This window comes from Paenibacillus amylolyticus (genome assembly GCF_051136285.1).
Taxonomy (GTDB): domain Bacteria; phylum Bacillota; class Bacilli; order Paenibacillales; family Paenibacillaceae; genus Paenibacillus; species Paenibacillus amylolyticus_F.
The window spans coordinates 2,734,372-2,750,951 of record NZ_CP194938.1; the positions used below are offsets into that span (position 1 = coordinate 2,734,372).

Here is a 16,580-nt window from a genome sequence, read left to right on the forward strand (position 1 = left end):
ATCAAATTGGCTAAATGTTGTCGTATGGCTATGAGCATAAAAAAAACAGGGTGAAGCAGCATATCCTCTGCTTCACCCTGTATGGTGCATATGACTTAATTATATAAGCAACATGCTTATTAAAACGATGAATAGTTAAATCCATGAATGATTAGATTTTTGATTTTTGCGACTATTTTACGACAGTTACACCTCCGTTAGCGCGTCCACTTCACATGATTTGGAGCATTTGTCCGGTGTAGTTTAATACTGCGTATTACCGGACTGGCTTGTTTTACCCGAAGCGAATCCTTTGAAGAGTGTTGGCACTTTGGAATAACGTGTATTCGTAATTCGGCCTTGGGTACTGCTGCTGTCTGTACGCATAATGGAATCTTTGACATTGGATATGTTGGAATTATCAAGCGTCATGTTAACTGCATAGGACGTTCCTCCATTTTGCCGCACCAGCTTGCCGATATCGTCTGCTCTGAAGTTTTTGATATTAATCGTACCCGAAGCATTCATCTGGAACACTTTATCGTACGCTTTGTATGCTGCACCACCTGTAATATTCACCGTTCCTGACGATTTCAGCGTTAACGCATCCTCGCCTACATCCTGCCAGACAACATTGGAGATATTACAGTTACCATAACAATGCACACCGTCTGCTGCTGGCGCACCAATGATGACATTTTTCAGTGTAGCGCCTGCTTCCAGCCGGAAGACCGGCTTCTGATTCTCTGCTTGAGAACCGTCACCCAAAGTGGATGGATTGGCAACAAAAGTTTTCCCCTGTCCGTCGTACGTCGTGCCCTTAGGTACAACAATCGTTGAGTTTACAACTGTCGGTGCAGCCGCAGCGGGCATAACACCAAATATGGAAGCGACCAGACCGGCGGACAACAACAGCGTTAACATTTTTTTCATCATGAACATCCTCCCTTAATATGAGTAAATTTGTCTCCAAGCATGCTGGCTTGTCTCACGGAACCGCAGAAGAATACACCGCTCGGAACCTGTCCTCATCCTACAAAAAATGGAAGATTACAGGAATAATCTTGAGATCAGATTTACATTTTTTATCATAATTTCGGATAACAATGCCTTGTTCATTGAACATAACTCCTTTGATATGTACCGATATTAACTCGTGATATGCTGCATTTACCGTCCAATTTCATCAAAAAAAGACCCTATCGTCTGATGGCAGACAATAGGGCTATATAGGGTCTTGTCTATATTTAAGCAGACAAGTCCTACTTCGTTAGATTTTATCCTACGATGTTCCACACCTTCTTAAGCTCCTGCTCCGAACCGCTGACGGTATCCGCACTTGCGGCAAAGTTCTTCTACAGCTTCCCGTTTGGAAAAACCGTACACCAGATTGTTTGCACGTTCTCCATCCACAATATCGGAAAAAGACTTCTCATGAATGTTCCCCAGGTTGATGACACCTTCTCCATCCAGACAGCATGGAACCACGGTTCCATCAACAAGCACAGCTGCCTGACTGCGCAGTGCATGGCAAAAACCTTTGCCATCATCTTCAGGCGCATCCAGACTTGGCCACTGGAATTCATGATCCTGATTCAGATATACGTTGGGCGCAATTTTCACGCCGCTACCTGGAAGGACTTTTTCCTCAATCCGAAAGTCCAGATTGAATTCATGCTCAAGTACCTCAAGCGTCTCCCGATTTCGATTCATCTGAACATTGGTGAAGTTATCCTGGGTCAGATTCCATAGTCGGAACGAGACAATGACGTTATGTTTCACGGCTTCACGAACAAAAGACAAAATGTTACGTAAATATCCGTCGCGATCCGTAGAACCTTCATGACCGTCAAAGCTGTGCAGCGAGAAATTCATCTGTCTCAGTGCAGGTTTACCCAATAATTTATGCTGTGTCTTCGGCAGCAGCGTACCGTTGGTCGTAATGTTTACTTTAAATCCCTTAGCATGAGCCATATCCAGCAGAAGGTCAATTTTGGGATGAAGCAGCGGTTCCCCTTTGACATGCAGGTAGATATGTTTCGTGTGTGGTTTGATCTGATCCAATATATTATTAAAGACTTCAGGGTCGATGAATCCTTTGGCTCGCTTCGTTTGTGGGCAAAAGCTGCATGCCAGATTACAGATGCTTGTAATTTCAATATATACTTTCTTGAACGTTTTCAACTCAGGGTCCCCATTCTGCCGGGAGGAACAAGTGTCCTGCCCTCATTCGTAGTACGGCCATATGAGCCAATCCCCATTATATCGGGTTAACGAGCCAAGGTAAATCGTAATCCGAGGATGTATACAAAGTCCAGTATATTTTCATCTCCATTTCAAGCTCAACTCCCCTCCCTATTTACATTAATCCAAGATGGATATATGCTGAGGACATAACTGCATATCTTTTACATTTGCACTAGGGGAGCCTTGCGGCTGAGACGAATACAACGATTCGGACCCTTTGAACCTGATCTGGATTATACCAGCGGAGGGAAGTGGAGCGGCTTTTATTGGCAGTGGATGATCTCTATCCTTGATGGGGTTCAACTTCAGTTCAAACGTATAGCTCTGCTCATTTCTCCGGAAATGGGTGGGGCTTTTTTGTGTTTTGGCGATGTGGATGGGATTCAAATGTTCTGAATATAAAATCTCTGTCATCCCGTGAGAAGAAAGCAGTTATTTTGAGCATGATGCCAAATGCTCTTCTTGTCGATATCTGAGTGTGATTCACTCTCATCACCATCAAGATCATTTTAAATCAAGGAGGAAATGACGATGTCTTATCTTGAACGTGTACGATCACTCAATCCTTTGGTTCATAATATTACCAATCTCGTGGTTGCCCCTTTTACGGCGAATGGTCTGCTTGCCCTCGGTGCCTCTCCTTTTATGGCCTACGCCCATGAAGAAGTCGCTGACGTCGCTCGCATGGCTGGAGCGGTGGTTCTGAACATCGGCACACTAGATGAGAGGGTCGTTCAATCTATACGCCTGGCCGGACAATCGGCCAATGCATATCATGTGCCTGTTGTACTTGATCCTGTTGGTGCAGGAGCCACAGCATATCGCACGGATACGATACAGATGCTGGTTCGTGAGCTTCGTCTTACCGTATTAAGAGGCAATGTCGCCGAAGTCGCTCATGTCATCGGTGTACCATGGAATATCAAAGGTGTAGATGCCGGAGCGGGGGAGGGTGACCGGATTGGCATCGCGGAACGGGCAGCGCAGCAACTTGGCTGTATTGTGGTCATTACAGGCCAGTACGATATTATTACAGACGGGTATCATACCTTCCTCACAAGCAATGGACATGCTCTGCTCACTCAAGTCACCGGTGCAGGCTGCCTGCTCAGCTCAGTGATTGGCGCTTTTGCTGCAATTGCCAAGCCGGGGCAAGATATGCTGAACAGTGTGGTCGAGGCGACATCTTACTACGGTGTAGCCGCTGAACAGGCTGCAGTACGAACGGCTCATCAGGGGCCAGGCAACTTCCAGATTGAACTGTTAAATCAACTGGCGCAGGTGACACCTTCAATGTTATCAGAGCATGCACAAATCCGTCAGATTCGTGGAGGTGTACGATGAACATTGCTCAAGCGTTAACCATTGCCGGGTCTGACAACGGCGGGGGAGCCGGAATCCAGGCAGATCTCAAAACCTTTCAGGAACTTGGTGTGTACGGAATGACGGTCATTACAGCAATTGCCGCACAGAACACAACCGGGGTTCAAGGTGTGTTTCCGATTGATTACGCCGGCATTGCCCAGCAGCTTGATTCAACGGGAGCCGACTTTCAGCCTCATGCAGTCAAGACAGGTATGCTGTATAGTGCCGAGATTATTCGTCTTGTTGCGGCAAAGTCGCAGCAATACGGCTGGTCTAATCTGGTGATTGATCCGGTGATGGTTGCCAAAGGCGGTGCGCCTCTGCTACAGCAAGAGGCAGTGCAAGCACTCATTCAGGATCTGCTCCCCCATGCGTTGCTTACAACACCTAACATCCCGGAAGCCGAACTGCTCACCGGAATGTCTATTCGGAACCTGAGCGAGCGAGAGGAAGCCGCCAAGCAATTGGTGCAGATGGGCACAACGTATGCCTTGGTTAAAGGCGGACATGATACGGGAAGCGGTATGGTTGTCGATGTCCTGTATGACGGGCATTCCTTTCATTATTTGGAGAACCTTCGGGTAATGACACGTCATACACACGGAACCGGCTGCACATTCTCTGCTGCGATTACCGCTGAACTCGCGAAGGGTTCCCCTGTTCTGGCTGCCGTTACGATCGCGCGAGCCTTCATTCAGGCAGCCATAGAAGATGAGCTGGGAATCGGGGCCGGGCACGGGCCCACGAATCACTTTGCGTACCAGCGCAGACAGCGAGGTGAACGCTGATGCGTAGCTGGGATACGGAAGCTGTGCGCCGCACGATGCAGTTGTATCTGGTGATGGGCAGCGTCAATACGACGCGTGACCCTGTGGAGGTGCTCCGCCAGGCGATCACTGGCGGCATCACGCTGTTCCAGTTCCGCGAGAAGGGAACTGGTGCCCTGACAGGCGAAGCCCGCATAACGCTTGCGTTGCGGCTTCGCGAGGTGTGCAGCCAGCACGGGATACCGTTCATCGTGAACGATGATGTGGAGCTGGCTGTGGCCGTAGAGGCCGACGGTGTACACGTCGGCCAGGACGATGCGGACGCGGCGCTGGTACGCGCCCGCATCGGCGAAGGGCGGATGCTTGGCGTATCCGCCCACTCCGCCCTTGAAGCCCGCCGTGCGGTGCAGGCGGGCGCAGACTATCTTGGCGTCGGGCCGATGTACCCGACGCGCTCCAAAGCGGATGCCCACGCTGTGCTGGGCCCCGCCGGGGTTGCGGAACTGCGCGCCGCAGGCATCGCAGTTCCGGTAGTTGGTATCGGCGGCATTACGCCCGATACCGCGGCCGCCGTGATGGCGGCTGGAGCCGACGGCGTAGCCGTCATCTCCGCCATCGCGGGTGCGGCCGATGTGTGCGCAGCAGCTGTGCAGCTCGCTGCGATCACGCTTAGGGAGCAGGCATAGCCACGCTCCCTAAGCACCACCCCATGAAGAAGGATGCAGCCTTGCAGGCCCGCATCCTTCTTTACTCTTCTGGATACTTTTGCTCTCTTGTATCCTCTTCTATTCTTTTGCTTCATTTCATATCTCTTTGCACCTCTTTGTATTCCCTGCTCTCTCCCGTATCCCCCTCATGCCACAGCCTATACTTTCCCCCACCCTCTCCTCATTTCACACCTGGAATTTCATCATACTCTCTCTCTAAGGTATACACCCTTGATTATTCAATGTAAGTGTGTTTAGTATATTAGTAATTTCCCCCTAGTCACCTACACCATAAAAGGAAGTGCTAAATTGGATCAGATCGATAGAAACATCCTGTTTCATATGGAAAACCAAGCCAGATTGTCCATGACCGAATTAGGAAAGTTGGTGGGACTCTCACAGCCAGCCGTTACGGAACGTGTAAAACGACTCGAAGAAAGTGGTGTTATTGAGGAGTATCGTACCGTCATTAATCCGCAAAAATTAGGAAAACTAAGTACATCCTATCTACTTTTTCATACTAGAGAATGTACTGCTTTCCTTGATTTCTGCCATTCTTCGCCTGAAGTTGTAGAATGTTATCGCGTAAGCGGAGAACATAACTATTTATTGAAAGTCATGACAGATTCTATCGCGGACTTAGAAGCGTTTGGAGATCGATGTGACAAATATGGAACCTACACCACACTTATCACGATGTCTTCGCCTATTGCTCATAAAAACTTGATTGAAGAAAATCATCCACCCATCTGAGCAGTACATACCCATTTAAAGACTGCCCAATAATCTGTTCCTGTTTCAGGCAGTCTTTCATATAAAGCAGGAGCCGTTCTAGAAGGAACCCCTAACAACTAATCATGTCGGATCTGAATATCCGCTTTCAGCCTACTTTGGGAAATCCATGTTTTTGGGCAGATAACGCAACAAGAAGGGCAATTAGCAGCAAAAGAATCAATGAACCAGTTAGGGATCTGGCTCCCGTCCAATGAAGCAGGATAGCCCCAACCATTCCTCCCGCTCCGATTCCGAGATTCCAGGCGGTTACCAGCATCGATTGAGCGATATCCGCGCTTTGGCCTCCTGCATGTGCAATGGCTGTCTGGAGCAATGTCGCTGCTCCGCCAAAGGTCATTCCCCATGCGATAACACCTGCAATGATGACAACCGGCTGATCTATCCAGATACCCATTGCTGCTGAGGCAAGGGCAAATATGGCGATGCTTGATAAAACCAATATTCTCATGTAACGATCAATCAGCAGCCCAATGATCCAGATGCCAACCACTGAAGTCGCGCCGAATATTAGCAAAATCAGGTCTACCCTGTCGGCCAGTGATGTGTCGGCCAGGAAAGGAGAAATGTAGGTATATAAAATATTGTGAGCTAACACCCAGGTAAGGACAACAAACAGAATGGGACGAACCCCAGGGATGAATAAGATTTTACGCAATGGGAGTTGTTCCTGTCTCGGTTCTCCCTCATAATCTGGAACTTTCCAGAGCACCCATGCGATGAGAGCTAGCGTCAATAAGGATACTGTTCCAAAGATCAGGCGCCAGCCTGCATACGTTACGAAAAATGTTCCTATCGGAACCCCGAGCGCCAATGCCAAAGGTGTGCCGACCATAGCGACGGCCATGGCCTTTCCTTTTAATGACTCAGGCACCATACGGCGTGCATACCCTGCAGTCATTCCCCAGAGCACTCCCGCTGCTACTCCTGCACAGAATCGTGCGATTAACGTTATAACATACACCGAAGATAGAGCTGTTACCGTGTTAAATACCAGAAAACCTGCGATACAGAGTAGCAAAAGCGGTCTTCGTCTCCAGCCTCGTGTTGCCGTGGTCAACGGTATGGCATCAAGTAGGGAGCCCACTGCATATAATGTAACCAGTTGTCCGGCTAGCGCCTGCGTTACGCCAAGATCATTCGCAATCTGGGGGAGTAGTCCAGCAGGAAGACTTTCTGTAAGGATGCAGATAAATCCTGCCATAGCTAAGGCCAGTAGAGCTGCCCATGGGAGGCTTTCTTTTTTAACAAATGTGTCACCTTTGGTAGGAACCATTCCATTCGAAATCACAAAATTCTACTCCTTTGTTCTGTATTTTAGACAGGTCATATGTTTAATTCCTATCTTTGATAAGCTTACAGAAATAAGCACTCTGTTTGCATACAGCATTAAAGGCAGTGGAACTTTATTACAAAGGAAAACCTCTTTTTTCAGAAGGTTTACTTTTAATTTTAATGTTCGCATGAATTTAATAAAAAATAACTTTGCATGCTCATTCTCACCAAATGGTAAACTACTCTACTAATCATAAAATAACCTGTTGACTCTCACGTAACGTGACATTGTACAATTCATGGTGTAAGGAGGGTTCACTCATGGCCATGAAAGTAAAAGAAGTCTCCGAACTCGCTTCGATCAGTGTGCGCGCACTGCATCACTATGACGAGATTGGATTGCTTGTCCCGGACGAGACCACTTCTGCCGGATATCGAATGTATTCCGATGCCAATCTGGAGCGATTACAGCAGATTATATTTTTCAAAGAGCTCGGCTTATCGCTGAAAGAAATCAAAAACATTATAGATGATCCCGCCTTCAACGCGGAGGAAGCACTGCATATGCACAAGCTCATTTTGCTGGAAAAACGCCAGCGTCTGGATCAAATGATTGCAACCATCGATAAAACCGTATTGCACCTAAAAGGAGAGATTAAGATGACCCCTAAAGAACAATTTCAGGGTTTTGATTTTAGTCAGAATCCGTTCGAACAGGAAGCCCGTCAACGCTGGGGCGATCATGCTGTTAATGAGGCAAACCAGAAACTGATTCATCAGCCAGATGACAAACAAAAAGAACTGTCTAATCAGATGAATGATATTTTCAGAAGATTGGCAGCACTTCGCCACACAGCGCCCGAATCTGCTGAAGCACAAGCCGAGATTAAACAGTGGTACATGACTCTGAATCAAATCGGTAGCTATTCTCCAGAAGCCTTCAAAGCACTTGGTCAGATGTATGTGGATGATGAACGTTTCACGCAGAATATCGATCAGTTTGGTGAAGGGCTCACACAATTCATGGCTAATGCCATGGCTGCATTTACTGACACCCGAATATAAGATAACACCTGCACTTGCAGCGCTGAGTACCCCCTTCCTACAGCCAAGAGGACGCAACGCCCCTCGGGCGTTACGTCCTCTTTTAACTTCTAATCTAAACTTACGCTCTTGGTGCTTGATCTGAGGCTGATGCTTCTGATGCCATACTTGTTTTCGCCATCCGGCCTGGAATTTGCCAAGCCGATACAATCGCGAGTGCGATGAACAACCAATCTGTTGGCTCGCTGAAATATTCCTTAATCGTTTCCGTAAACGCACTAATCATTTCTCCATCAAACACCAATTTCAGCATACTCACATCCGTAAACAGCTCCGACGTAAAATAAACCACTGTCAAGTATTTACCGAGCAAAATGCCCACCAGTGCGAACACAACAGCAATAATTTTATGCACCGTTGCGATTTGTTTGTTCGAGAACAACACGACAGCGTACCCGCAAAGCACACCAACCAATATTGCAATAAGTCCAACCTCATACTCCGTCATGGCTGCAACCGCAGCCCATACCACACCTCCCAGTATGGCAGCAATCAATCCACCGATAATCGGCATTCCAATCTTAATTCCTTGCTTCTCTTCCACGATGTCTTTCCCTCCTAAGTCATGCTTATACTATATTTCCAGATTTCACCTTTCCTATAAAACCACAAAAAACTTCAAATTTCAACAATTTTCTGTATTTTTATACCTATATCCATACATATCCGAATTCAGCCTCTCATCTAAATCCTTCATTATTGTATATCTCCATCATCTAACCCCTTCAATTTTGAATCCCTTTATGTAAAAAAACACCCCTTCCACAGCCTCAATCACTGTAAAAGAGATGTCCTTTTCCCCCTATCCTTACCTTACAGAGGATCAATATAATGAATTATACCTGAGCTTCTTTGGAAGGCTGTATAACAGCCGCAATCTGCTTCAAAATGGCATCGACCGAAGCCGGGTCATGTACATCATATTCGTCTATGTTCAGACGCAGTACAGGACATGCAGTGAACTGGTCGATCCATACGGAATAGCGCTCATGCATATGTTCCCAATACGAGCGATCTGTCTGAATCTCCATCTCACGTCCACGTTCCGTAATCCGGTTCAGAATCGATGGCAGACTGCCTTCCAGATAGATCAGAACATCCGGATGTGGAAAATAGGGCGTCATGACCATCGCTTCAAACAAGCTGCTATAGGTCTCAAAATCGGTGGCAGACATCGTACCCTGATCCGCATGCATCTGTGCAAAGATACCTGTATCCTCATAGATGGAGCGATCCTGTACAAAACCGCCACCCATTTCAAAAATCTTTTTCTGCTCTTTAAAACGTTCAGCGAGGAAATAGATTTGCAGATGAAAACTCCAGCGCTCAAAATCATGATAAAACTTTTCCAAGTACGGGTTATGGTCAACCTGCTCCAGAGAAGTTTTGAAATTCAAACGCTCCGCGAGCGCTGCTGTTAGTGTGGATTTCCCCACTCCTACCGTTCCTGCTACTGTAATTAATGCATTCGCCGGAATGCCATAGTTATTCATATCATAAGCTCCTTTACTTGTTTAACGATCTGCTTGAAGTGCTCAGGATGTTCCACGAAATCAAGCTGCTCCGCATCAATCTTGAGAATGATCGGCGGATTTACCCCATTGGCCAAATACTCCATGCCCGTTTTGTAGTCAGCAATCAACTGTTCCATATAAGCAGGGTCCATATCTTGTTCAAAGGAGCGTCCGCGTTTATTAATTCGGTACATCAATGTATCCAGCCCAGCTTCAATATAAAGCACCAGATTGGGTTTGGGCAGGTCATCCGTTAACAAATGATAGATTTGGCGGTATTTGTCCCGCTTCGTTCCTTTTAAAGTACGTTCAGCGAAAATCATATTTTTATAGATATGGTAATCCGAAACGACCGGGCTATTCTGCTTAATAAAGTGTGCGCCGGTGTCTTCCAACTGCTTAAACCGGTTGCACAAAAAAAACATTTCGAGTTGAAAACTCCACTCGTCAATATCCTGATAAAAAGAGGCCAAAAATGGGTTCTCCTCGACAATTTCTTTAACCAGCGGAAGGTTCAATTCCTGAGAAAGCATCGTAGCTAACGTTGTTTTCCCTGCTCCAATCGGACCTTCAACGGCTATAAACGGGGCTGATTTCATGGTGTTACTGTTCCTCCTCGTACATATGCGTGTTCCGTTTCTATATAGACCTCACCTATTGTATCACAGCTTGGCGCATTGGAAAGGCAGTATTTTATGTATAAAACAAGGCAAATCGACATGATTAGCCATACTTGCTTCGTGTCATAACTGAAACCATTTCTTACTTAGTCTATACTGACTTATACTTATGCGTCTAAACAAAAAGACACACCTGATTTTCATCAAGTGTGTCTTTAATTTGCTTGGCGGCGTCCTACTCTCCCAGGACCCTGCGGTCCAAGTACCATCGGCGCTAGAGGGCTTAACGGTCGTGTTCGGGATGGGTACGTGTGGAACCCCTCCGCCATCGCCACCAAACGCGATTGGTCGAAGCATAGCTTCTTCCATTCATCAGAGTGTTGTTCTCTGAAAACTAGATTCGAAACGAAACTCACGCAAACTCAAACGTGCTATTGGATAAGCCCTCGACCGATTAGTACTGGTCAGCTCCATGCATTGCTGCACTTCCACCCCCAGCCTATCTACCTCGTCGTCTTCAAGGGGTCTTACATACTGGGAAATCTCATCTTGAGGGGGGCTTCACGCTTAGATGCTTTCAGCGCTTATCCCGTCCGTACATAGCTACCCAGCGGTGCTCCTGGCGGAACAACTGGTACACCAGCGGTACGTCCATCCCGGTCCTCTCGTACTAAGGACAGCTCCTCTCAAATTTCCTACGCCCACGACAGATAGGGACCGAACTGTCTCACGACGTTCTGAACCCAGCTCGCGTACCGCTTTAATGGGCGAACAGCCCAACCCTTGGGACCTACTTCAGCCCCAGGATGCGATGAGCCGACATCGAGGTGCCAAACCTCCCCGTCGATGTGGACTCTTGGGGGAGATAAGCCTGTTATCCCCAGGGTAGCTTTTATCCGTTGAGCGATGGCCCTTCCATGCGGTACCACCGGATCACTAAGCCCGACTTTCGTCCCTGCTCGACTTGTAGGTCTCGCAGTCAAGCTCCCTTATGCCTTTGCACTCTTCGAATGATTTCCAACCATTCTGAGGGAACCTTTGGGCGCCTCCGTTACTCTTTAGGAGGCGACCGCCCCAGTCAAACTGCCCACCTGACACTGTCCCCGTACCCGTTAAGGGCACCAGGTTAGAACCTAGATACGATCAGGGTGGTATCCCAACGGTGCCTCCACACAAGCTGGCGCTCATGCTTCTAAGGCTCCCACCTATCCTGTACAGATCGTACCCAAATTCAATATCAAGCTGCAGTAAAGCTCCATGGGGTCTTTCCGTCTTGTCGCGGGTAACCTGCATCTTCACAGGTATTAAAATTTCACCGGATCTCTCGTTGAGACAGCGCCCAAGTCGTTACGCCATTCGTGCGGGTCAGAATTTACCTGACAAGGAATTTCGCTACCTTAGGACCGTTATAGTTACGGCCGCCGTTTACTGGGGCTTCGGTTCACAGCTTCGGATTACTCCTAACCACTCCCCTTAACCTTCCAGCACCGGGCAGGCGTCAGCCCGTATACTTCGCCTTACGGCTTCGCACAGACCTGTGTTTTTGCTAAACAGTCGCTTGGGCCTTTTCACTGCGGCCCCCTCGTGCTATTCACACTACCGGGGCACCCCTTCTCCCGAAGTTACGGGGTCATTTTGCCGAGTTCCTTAACGAGAGTTCTTCCGCGCGCCTTAGAATTCTCTTCTCGCCTACCTGTGTCGGTTTGCGGTACGGGCACCTTCATCTGGCTAGAGGCTTTTCTTGGCAGTGTGAGATCATGACCTTCGCTACTGTAATTTTCGCTCCCCATCACAGCTCAGCCTTACGATGTGCGGATTTGCCTACACATCAGCCTTACTGCTTAGACGGACATCCATCAGTCCGCGTCACTACCCTACTGCGTCCCCCCATTGCTCGTAACGATTTACGGTGGTACAGGAATTTCGACCTGTTGTCCTTCGACTACGCCTTTCGGCCTCGCCTTAGGTCCCGACTTACCCTGAGCGGACGAGCCTTCCTCAGGAACCCTTAGGCTTTCGGCGGATCAGATTCTCACTGATCTTTTCGTTACTCATACCGGCATTCTCACTTGTATAATGTCCAGCGCTCCTTACGGTACACCTTCAACCCTTATACAACGCTCCCCTACCCCTGGATCGACTTCACTCCAGCTTCGAAGTCCTGTGTTTATCCCCTGAGAAACATTTGGTCTTCCAAGATTACAACCCTTGTCTGACAAAAATGTCCTTGTGGTAAACACCGCTTCAAAGAAGCAGTGAAGTCGATCCAAGCCATAGCTTCGGTGGTGTGTTTAGCCCCGTTACATTTTCGGCGCAGAGTCACTCGACCAGTGAGCTATTACGCACTCTTTCAATGGTGGCTGCTTCTAAGCCAACATCCTGGTTGTCTGTGCAACTCCACATCCTTTCCCACTTAACACACACTTGGGGACCTTAGCTGATGGTCTGGGCTGTTTCCCTTTTGACAATGGATCTTAGCACTCACTGTCTGACTCCCGGAAGTAAGTCTATGGCATTCGGAGTTTGACTGAGCTTGGTAACCCTTGCGGGCCCCGCACCCAATCAGTGCTCTACCTCCACGACTCTGTTTTCCGAGGCTAGCCCTAAAGCTATTTCGGGGAGAACCAGCTATCTCCGAGTTCGATTGGAATTTCTCCGCTACCCCCACCTCATCCCCGCATTTTTCAACATGCGTGGGTTCGGGCCTCCAGTGCGTGTTACCGCACCTTCACCCTGGACAGGGGTAGATCACCCGGTTTCGGGTCTACGTCCACGTACTATGGCGCCCTATTCAGACTCGCTTTCGCTGCGGCTCCGGCTCTTCACCTTAACCTTGCACGGGAACGTAACTCGCCGGTTCATTCTACAAAAGGCACGCCATCACCCCTAAAACGGGCTCTGACTTTTTGTAAGCACACGGTTTCAGGTTCTATTTCACTCCCCTTCCGGGGTGCTTTTCACCTTTCCCTCACGGTACTGCTTCACTATCGGTCGCTAGGAAGTATTTAGCCTTGGCAGATGGTCCTGCCGGATTCATACGGGGTTTCACGTGCCCCGCACTACTCGGGATCCGTCTCGGAGGGAACCAACTTTCAACTACAGGGCTTTTACCTTCTTTGGCGGGCCTTTCCAGACCTCTTCGCTTAACCGGTTCCTTTGTAACTCCATGTGAGACGTCCCACAACCCCAAAGAGCAAGCTCTCTGGTTTGGGCTTCTCCGCGTTCGCTCGCCGCTACTGACGGAATCACTATTGTTTTCTCTTCCTCAAGGTACTTAGATGTTTCAGTTCCCTTGGTATGCCTCTGCACAACCTATGTATTCAGTTGTGAGTAACTGGATATTACCCCAGCTGGGTTTCCCCATTCGGACATCCCCGGATCAAAGCTTGCTTACAGCTCCCCGAGGCAGTTTCGTTGTTCGCCACGTCCTTCATCGGCTCCTAGCGCCTAGGCATCCTCCGTGTGCTCTTAGTAGCTTAACCATTGCGCTCGTGTTCGAGTTGTCGCTCCGCTTGGTTTGCTTGCGCAAATCCAAAAGTCGCTCCATTTCGATCACTCGCTCCAGCAATCTACCGTTTTTATTGAAACTTGTTATACACAAGTTCAGCTAAAAAGGAATGTTCTAATTCGCGTTTGTTTCGTTTCGATATCTAGTTTTCAAAGAACAAATCGTTTCATTCGGGCCGTTCACAAGAAGTGTCGGTCGAATAAACGAGAAGTTTTGAGAGTTTGAACTCTCAAAACTGAGCAACGAGTGAGTTAAAAGCTTTACGAAGTAAAGCTCGCTTCAGAAGTATACTTCCTGAAGACTTTTTGAATGTTTCCACGCGGGAAACGATTCTCCATAGAAAGGAGGTGATCCAGCCGCACCTTCCGATACGGCTACCTTGTTACGACTTCACCCCAATCATCTATCCCACCTTCGGCGGCTGGCTCCTTGCGGTTACCCCACCGACTTCGGGTGTTATAAACTCTCGTGGTGTGACGGGCGGTGTGTACAAGACCCGGGAACGTATTCACCGCGGCATGCTGATCCGCGATTACTAGCAATTCCGACTTCATGCAGGCGAGTTGCAGCCTGCAATCCGAACTGAGACCGGCTTTGCTGGGATTGGCTCCATCTCGCGATTTCGCTGCCCGTTGTACCGGCCATTGTAGTACGTGTGTAGCCCAGGTCATAAGGGGCATGATGATTTGACGTCATCCCCACCTTCCTCCGGTTTGTCACCGGCAGTCTATCTAGAGTGCCCACCCGAAGTGCTGGCAACTAAATATAAGGGTTGCGCTCGTTGCGGGACTTAACCCAACATCTCACGACACGAGCTGACGACAACCATGCACCACCTGTCTCAACTTTCCCCGAAGGGCACCTGATGCATCTCTGCTTCGTTAGTTGGATGTCAAGACCTGGTAAGGTTCTTCGCGTTGCTTCGAATTAAACCACATACTCCACTGCTTGTGCGGGTCCCCGTCAATTCCTTTGAGTTTCAGTCTTGCGACCGTACTCCCCAGGCGGAGTGCTTAATGTGTTAACTTCGGCACCAAGGGTATCGAAACCCCTAACACCTAGCACTCATCGTTTACGGCGTGGACTACCAGGGTATCTAATCCTGTTTGCTCCCCACGCTTTCGCGCCTCAGCGTCAGTTACAGCCCAGAGAGTCGCCTTCGCCACTGGTGTTCCTCCACATATCTACGCATTTCACCGCTACACGTGGAATTCCACTCTCCTCTTCTGCACTCAAGTCACACAGTTTCCAGTGCGATCCGGGGTTGAGCCCCGGGATTAAACACCAGACTTACATGACCGCCTGCGCGCGCTTTACGCCCAATAATTCCGGACAACGCTTGCCCCCTACGTATTACCGCGGCTGCTGGCACGTAGTTAGCCGGGGCTTTCTTCTCAGGTACCGTCACCTTGAGAGCAGTTACTCTCCCAAGCGTTCTTCCCTGGCAACAGAGCTTTACGATCCGAAAACCTTCATCACTCACGCGGCATTGCTCCGTCAGGCTTTCGCCCATTGCGGAAGATTCCCTACTGCTGCCTCCCGTAGGAGTCTGGGCCGTGTCTCAGTCCCAGTGTGGCCGATCACCCTCTCAGGTCGGCTACGCATCGTCGCCTTGGTGAGCCGTTACCCCACCAACTAGCTAATGCGCCGCAGGCCCATCCCCAAGTGACAGATTGCTCCGTCTTTCCAGTTTTCTTCAGGCGAAGAAAACAAGTATTCGGTATTAGCTACCGTTTCCGGTAGTTGTCCCAAGCTTGAGGGCAGGTTGCCTACGTGTTACTCACCCGTCCGCCGCTAACCGTCCGAGAAGCAAGCTTCTCTTCAAGTCCGCTCGACTTGCATGTATTAGGCATGCCGCCAGCGTTCGTCCTGAGCCAGGATCAAACTCTCCAATGAAGATGAATTTGGTCAACGTCGTTAAACGCTGTCAAACTCATCGGGGTATTGAAAAGAGCGATAAGCTCATTTTGAATCTGACGAGATTAAAAATCCCATTTGTGCTCCAGCTGATCCAAGCCAAGGCTTGTCTCAAACTTTCGCGTTCATTCTGCAAGCAGAATGTTTTACTCACTCGTTGTTCAGTTTTCAAAGATCAAACTTATCTCGCCACCGAAACCAGTTCGTTTCAGCAACTCTTATATATTATCATGCCCGAACCAACTTTGCAAGCTCTTTTTTCAAGTTTCTTTCGAAGCTTGTTTTCCATTTGCTTGCCGCACCGTGTAAACTGTGTTTTCTTGGCCGGAATAAGAATATACCACGTATCGCCTCCAGTTGTAAAGTGTTATTTATTAAATATATCACTCCATATTATGGAACGAATTTTCAATAAGGAATGAACTCCACTTTAATACTTCCCCCTCTATATAGAAGGAACCTTCCTAAATGTTTATCCCCTTATGCATGCATAAAAAAACAGCAGTTCTTCAGATAGGCTTACCGCATCTAAAAAACTACTGCCCTTTAACAAGCATCTTTTTGGTTCAGCTCTGCCTCTTCCATTGCCCGTTTACTGGGACTTGTCTGCTGCTGATTCGGAATTTTCTTTATTCTTGGTGCCTTTGCTTTTATAAGGTTTCGGAGCACTTTTCGCTCGGTTAGCAGCGGCTTGCCAGCGATTCCATCCCTTTTTCCCCGTTCCACGGCCTGTGCCGCCCTTGCCTTTTGCTTTGCTCATCGTATCACTCCAATAATCCTGTCTA

At 48.4% G+C, this 16,580-nt stretch carries 12 protein-coding genes, 3 rRNA genes and 1 riboswitch; of the genes, 5 read left to right on the top strand and 10 right to left on the bottom strand.

Annotated elements, in window-relative coordinates:
• Window positions 1-243: 243 nt before the first annotated feature.
• Window positions 244-912: a pectate lyase gene (locus ACR8BL_RS12040; protein ID WP_090917372.1), complete on the bottom strand. Its 669-nt coding sequence runs from the start codon at window positions 910-912 to the stop codon at window positions 244-246.
• A gap of 369 nt (window positions 913-1,281) precedes the next feature.
• Window positions 1,282-2,163 carry a radical SAM/SPASM domain-containing protein gene (locus tag ACR8BL_RS12045; RefSeq protein ID WP_434752826.1) on the bottom strand — a complete coding sequence of 294 codons (882 nt, stop codon included), beginning with the start codon at window positions 2,161-2,163 and terminating at the stop codon, window positions 1,282-1,284.
• A gap of 227 nt (window positions 2,164-2,390) precedes the next feature.
• Window positions 2,391-2,493, top strand: a riboswitch (TPP riboswitch).
• Between the two features lie 264 nt (window positions 2,494-2,757).
• Here ACR8BL_RS12045 and thiM point away from each other — a divergent pair.
• The 4 genes from thiM (at window position 2,758) to ACR8BL_RS12065 (ending at window position 5,818) form a co-directional block, all read left to right on the top strand.
• Window positions 2,758-3,570: a hydroxyethylthiazole kinase gene (thiM, locus tag ACR8BL_RS12050; RefSeq protein WP_434752827.1), complete on the top strand. Its 813-nt coding sequence runs from the start codon at window positions 2,758-2,760 to the stop codon at window positions 3,568-3,570.
• Entirely contained in the window at window positions 3,567-4,379 is an 813-nt protein-coding gene (gene thiD, locus ACR8BL_RS12055; protein ID WP_434752828.1) for a bifunctional hydroxymethylpyrimidine kinase/phosphomethylpyrimidine kinase, read from the top strand. Before thiM ends, thiD begins: the two co-directional genes overlap by 4 nt.
• Window positions 4,379-5,044, top strand: a complete 666-nt coding sequence (gene thiE, locus ACR8BL_RS12060) for a thiamine phosphate synthase (RefSeq protein ID WP_434752829.1) — start codon at window positions 4,379-4,381, stop codon at window positions 5,042-5,044. The genes thiD and thiE overlap by 1 nt, the downstream gene beginning before the upstream one ends.
• 330 nt (window positions 5,045-5,374) lie before the next feature.
• Window positions 5,375-5,818, top strand: a complete 444-nt coding sequence (locus tag ACR8BL_RS12065; protein ID WP_434752830.1) for an Lrp/AsnC family transcriptional regulator — start codon at window positions 5,375-5,377, stop codon at window positions 5,816-5,818.
• A gap of 127 nt (window positions 5,819-5,945) precedes the next feature.
• Here ACR8BL_RS12065 and ACR8BL_RS12070 read toward each other — a convergent pair whose 3' ends face one another.
• On the bottom strand, window positions 5,946-7,133 hold the full coding sequence (locus tag ACR8BL_RS12070) for an MFS transporter (RefSeq protein WP_434753102.1): 1,188 nt from the start codon (window positions 7,131-7,133) through the stop codon (window positions 5,946-5,948).
• A gap of 320 nt (window positions 7,134-7,453) precedes the next feature.
• Here ACR8BL_RS12070 and ACR8BL_RS12075 point away from each other — a divergent pair, with 320 nt between their 5' ends.
• Complete coding sequence (locus ACR8BL_RS12075) at window positions 7,454-8,197, top strand: MerR family transcriptional regulator (protein ID WP_434752831.1); 744 nt, start codon at window positions 7,454-7,456, stop codon at window positions 8,195-8,197.
• A 100-nt stretch (window positions 8,198-8,297) separates the two neighbouring features.
• Here ACR8BL_RS12075 and ACR8BL_RS12080 read toward each other — a convergent pair whose 3' ends face one another.
• From ACR8BL_RS12080 to ACR8BL_RS12110, 7 genes are all read right to left on the bottom strand, one after another.
• Window positions 8,298-8,780: a hypothetical protein gene (locus ACR8BL_RS12080; protein ID WP_434752832.1), complete on the bottom strand. Its 483-nt coding sequence runs from the start codon at window positions 8,778-8,780 to the stop codon at window positions 8,298-8,300.
• Between the two features lie 292 nt (window positions 8,781-9,072).
• The gene (locus ACR8BL_RS12085) at window positions 9,073-9,729 is read right to left on the bottom strand and encodes a deoxynucleoside kinase (RefSeq protein WP_434752833.1); all 657 of its coding nucleotides are present in this window, start codon (window positions 9,727-9,729) and stop codon (window positions 9,073-9,075) included.
• Window positions 9,726-10,349, bottom strand: a complete 624-nt coding sequence (locus tag ACR8BL_RS12090) for a deoxynucleoside kinase (RefSeq protein WP_434752834.1) — start codon at window positions 10,347-10,349, stop codon at window positions 9,726-9,728. Before ACR8BL_RS12090 ends, ACR8BL_RS12085 begins: the two co-directional genes overlap by 4 nt.
• Window positions 10,350-10,592: 243 nt before the next feature.
• Window positions 10,593-10,709, bottom strand: a 5S ribosomal RNA gene (rrf, locus tag ACR8BL_RS12095).
• A 95-nt stretch (window positions 10,710-10,804) separates the two neighbouring features.
• Window positions 10,805-13,852 (bottom strand): 23S ribosomal RNA (locus ACR8BL_RS12100).
• Window positions 13,853-14,218: 366 nt separating this feature from the next.
• A 16S ribosomal RNA gene (locus tag ACR8BL_RS12105) occupies window positions 14,219-15,774 on the bottom strand.
• Together the 16S, 23S and 5S rRNA genes form the textbook arrangement of a ribosomal RNA operon.
• 613 nt (window positions 15,775-16,387) lie before the next feature.
• Window positions 16,388-16,555 (bottom strand): DUF3934 family protein, encoded by a 168-nt coding sequence (locus ACR8BL_RS12110; protein ID WP_434752835.1) that lies wholly within the window; start codon window positions 16,553-16,555, stop codon window positions 16,388-16,390.
• Between the last annotated feature and the right edge of the window lie 25 nt (window positions 16,556-16,580).

Bases quoted from the DNA above. Each gene is read 5' to 3' on its own strand.
- ACR8BL_RS12110 (WP_434752835.1), bottom strand. From the start codon at position 16,555: ATGAGCAAAGCAAAAGGCAAGGGCGGCACAGGCCGTGGAACGGGGAAA.
- ACR8BL_RS12040 (WP_090917372.1), bottom strand. From the start codon at position 912: ATGAAAAAAATGTTAACGCTGTTGTTGTCCGCCGGTCTGGTCGCTTCC.
- thiE (WP_434752829.1), top strand. From the start codon at position 4,379: ATGCGTAGCTGGGATACGGAAGCTGTGCGCCGCACGATGCAGTTGTAT.
- ACR8BL_RS12075 (WP_434752831.1), top strand. From the start codon at position 7,454: ATGGCCATGAAAGTAAAAGAAGTCTCCGAACTCGCTTCGATCAGTGTG.
- ACR8BL_RS12085 (WP_434752833.1), bottom strand. From the start codon at position 9,729: ATGAATAACTATGGCATTCCGGCGAATGCATTAATTACAGTAGCAGGA.
- ACR8BL_RS12070 (WP_434753102.1), bottom strand. From the start codon at position 7,133: ATGGTTCCTACCAAAGGTGACACATTTGTTAAAAAAGAAAGCCTCCCA.
- thiD (WP_434752828.1), top strand. From the start codon at position 3,567: ATGAACATTGCTCAAGCGTTAACCATTGCCGGGTCTGACAACGGCGGG.
- thiM (WP_434752827.1), top strand. From the start codon at position 2,758: ATGTCTTATCTTGAACGTGTACGATCACTCAATCCTTTGGTTCATAAT.
- ACR8BL_RS12090 (WP_434752834.1), bottom strand. From the start codon at position 10,349: ATGAAATCAGCCCCGTTTATAGCCGTTGAAGGTCCGATTGGAGCAGGG.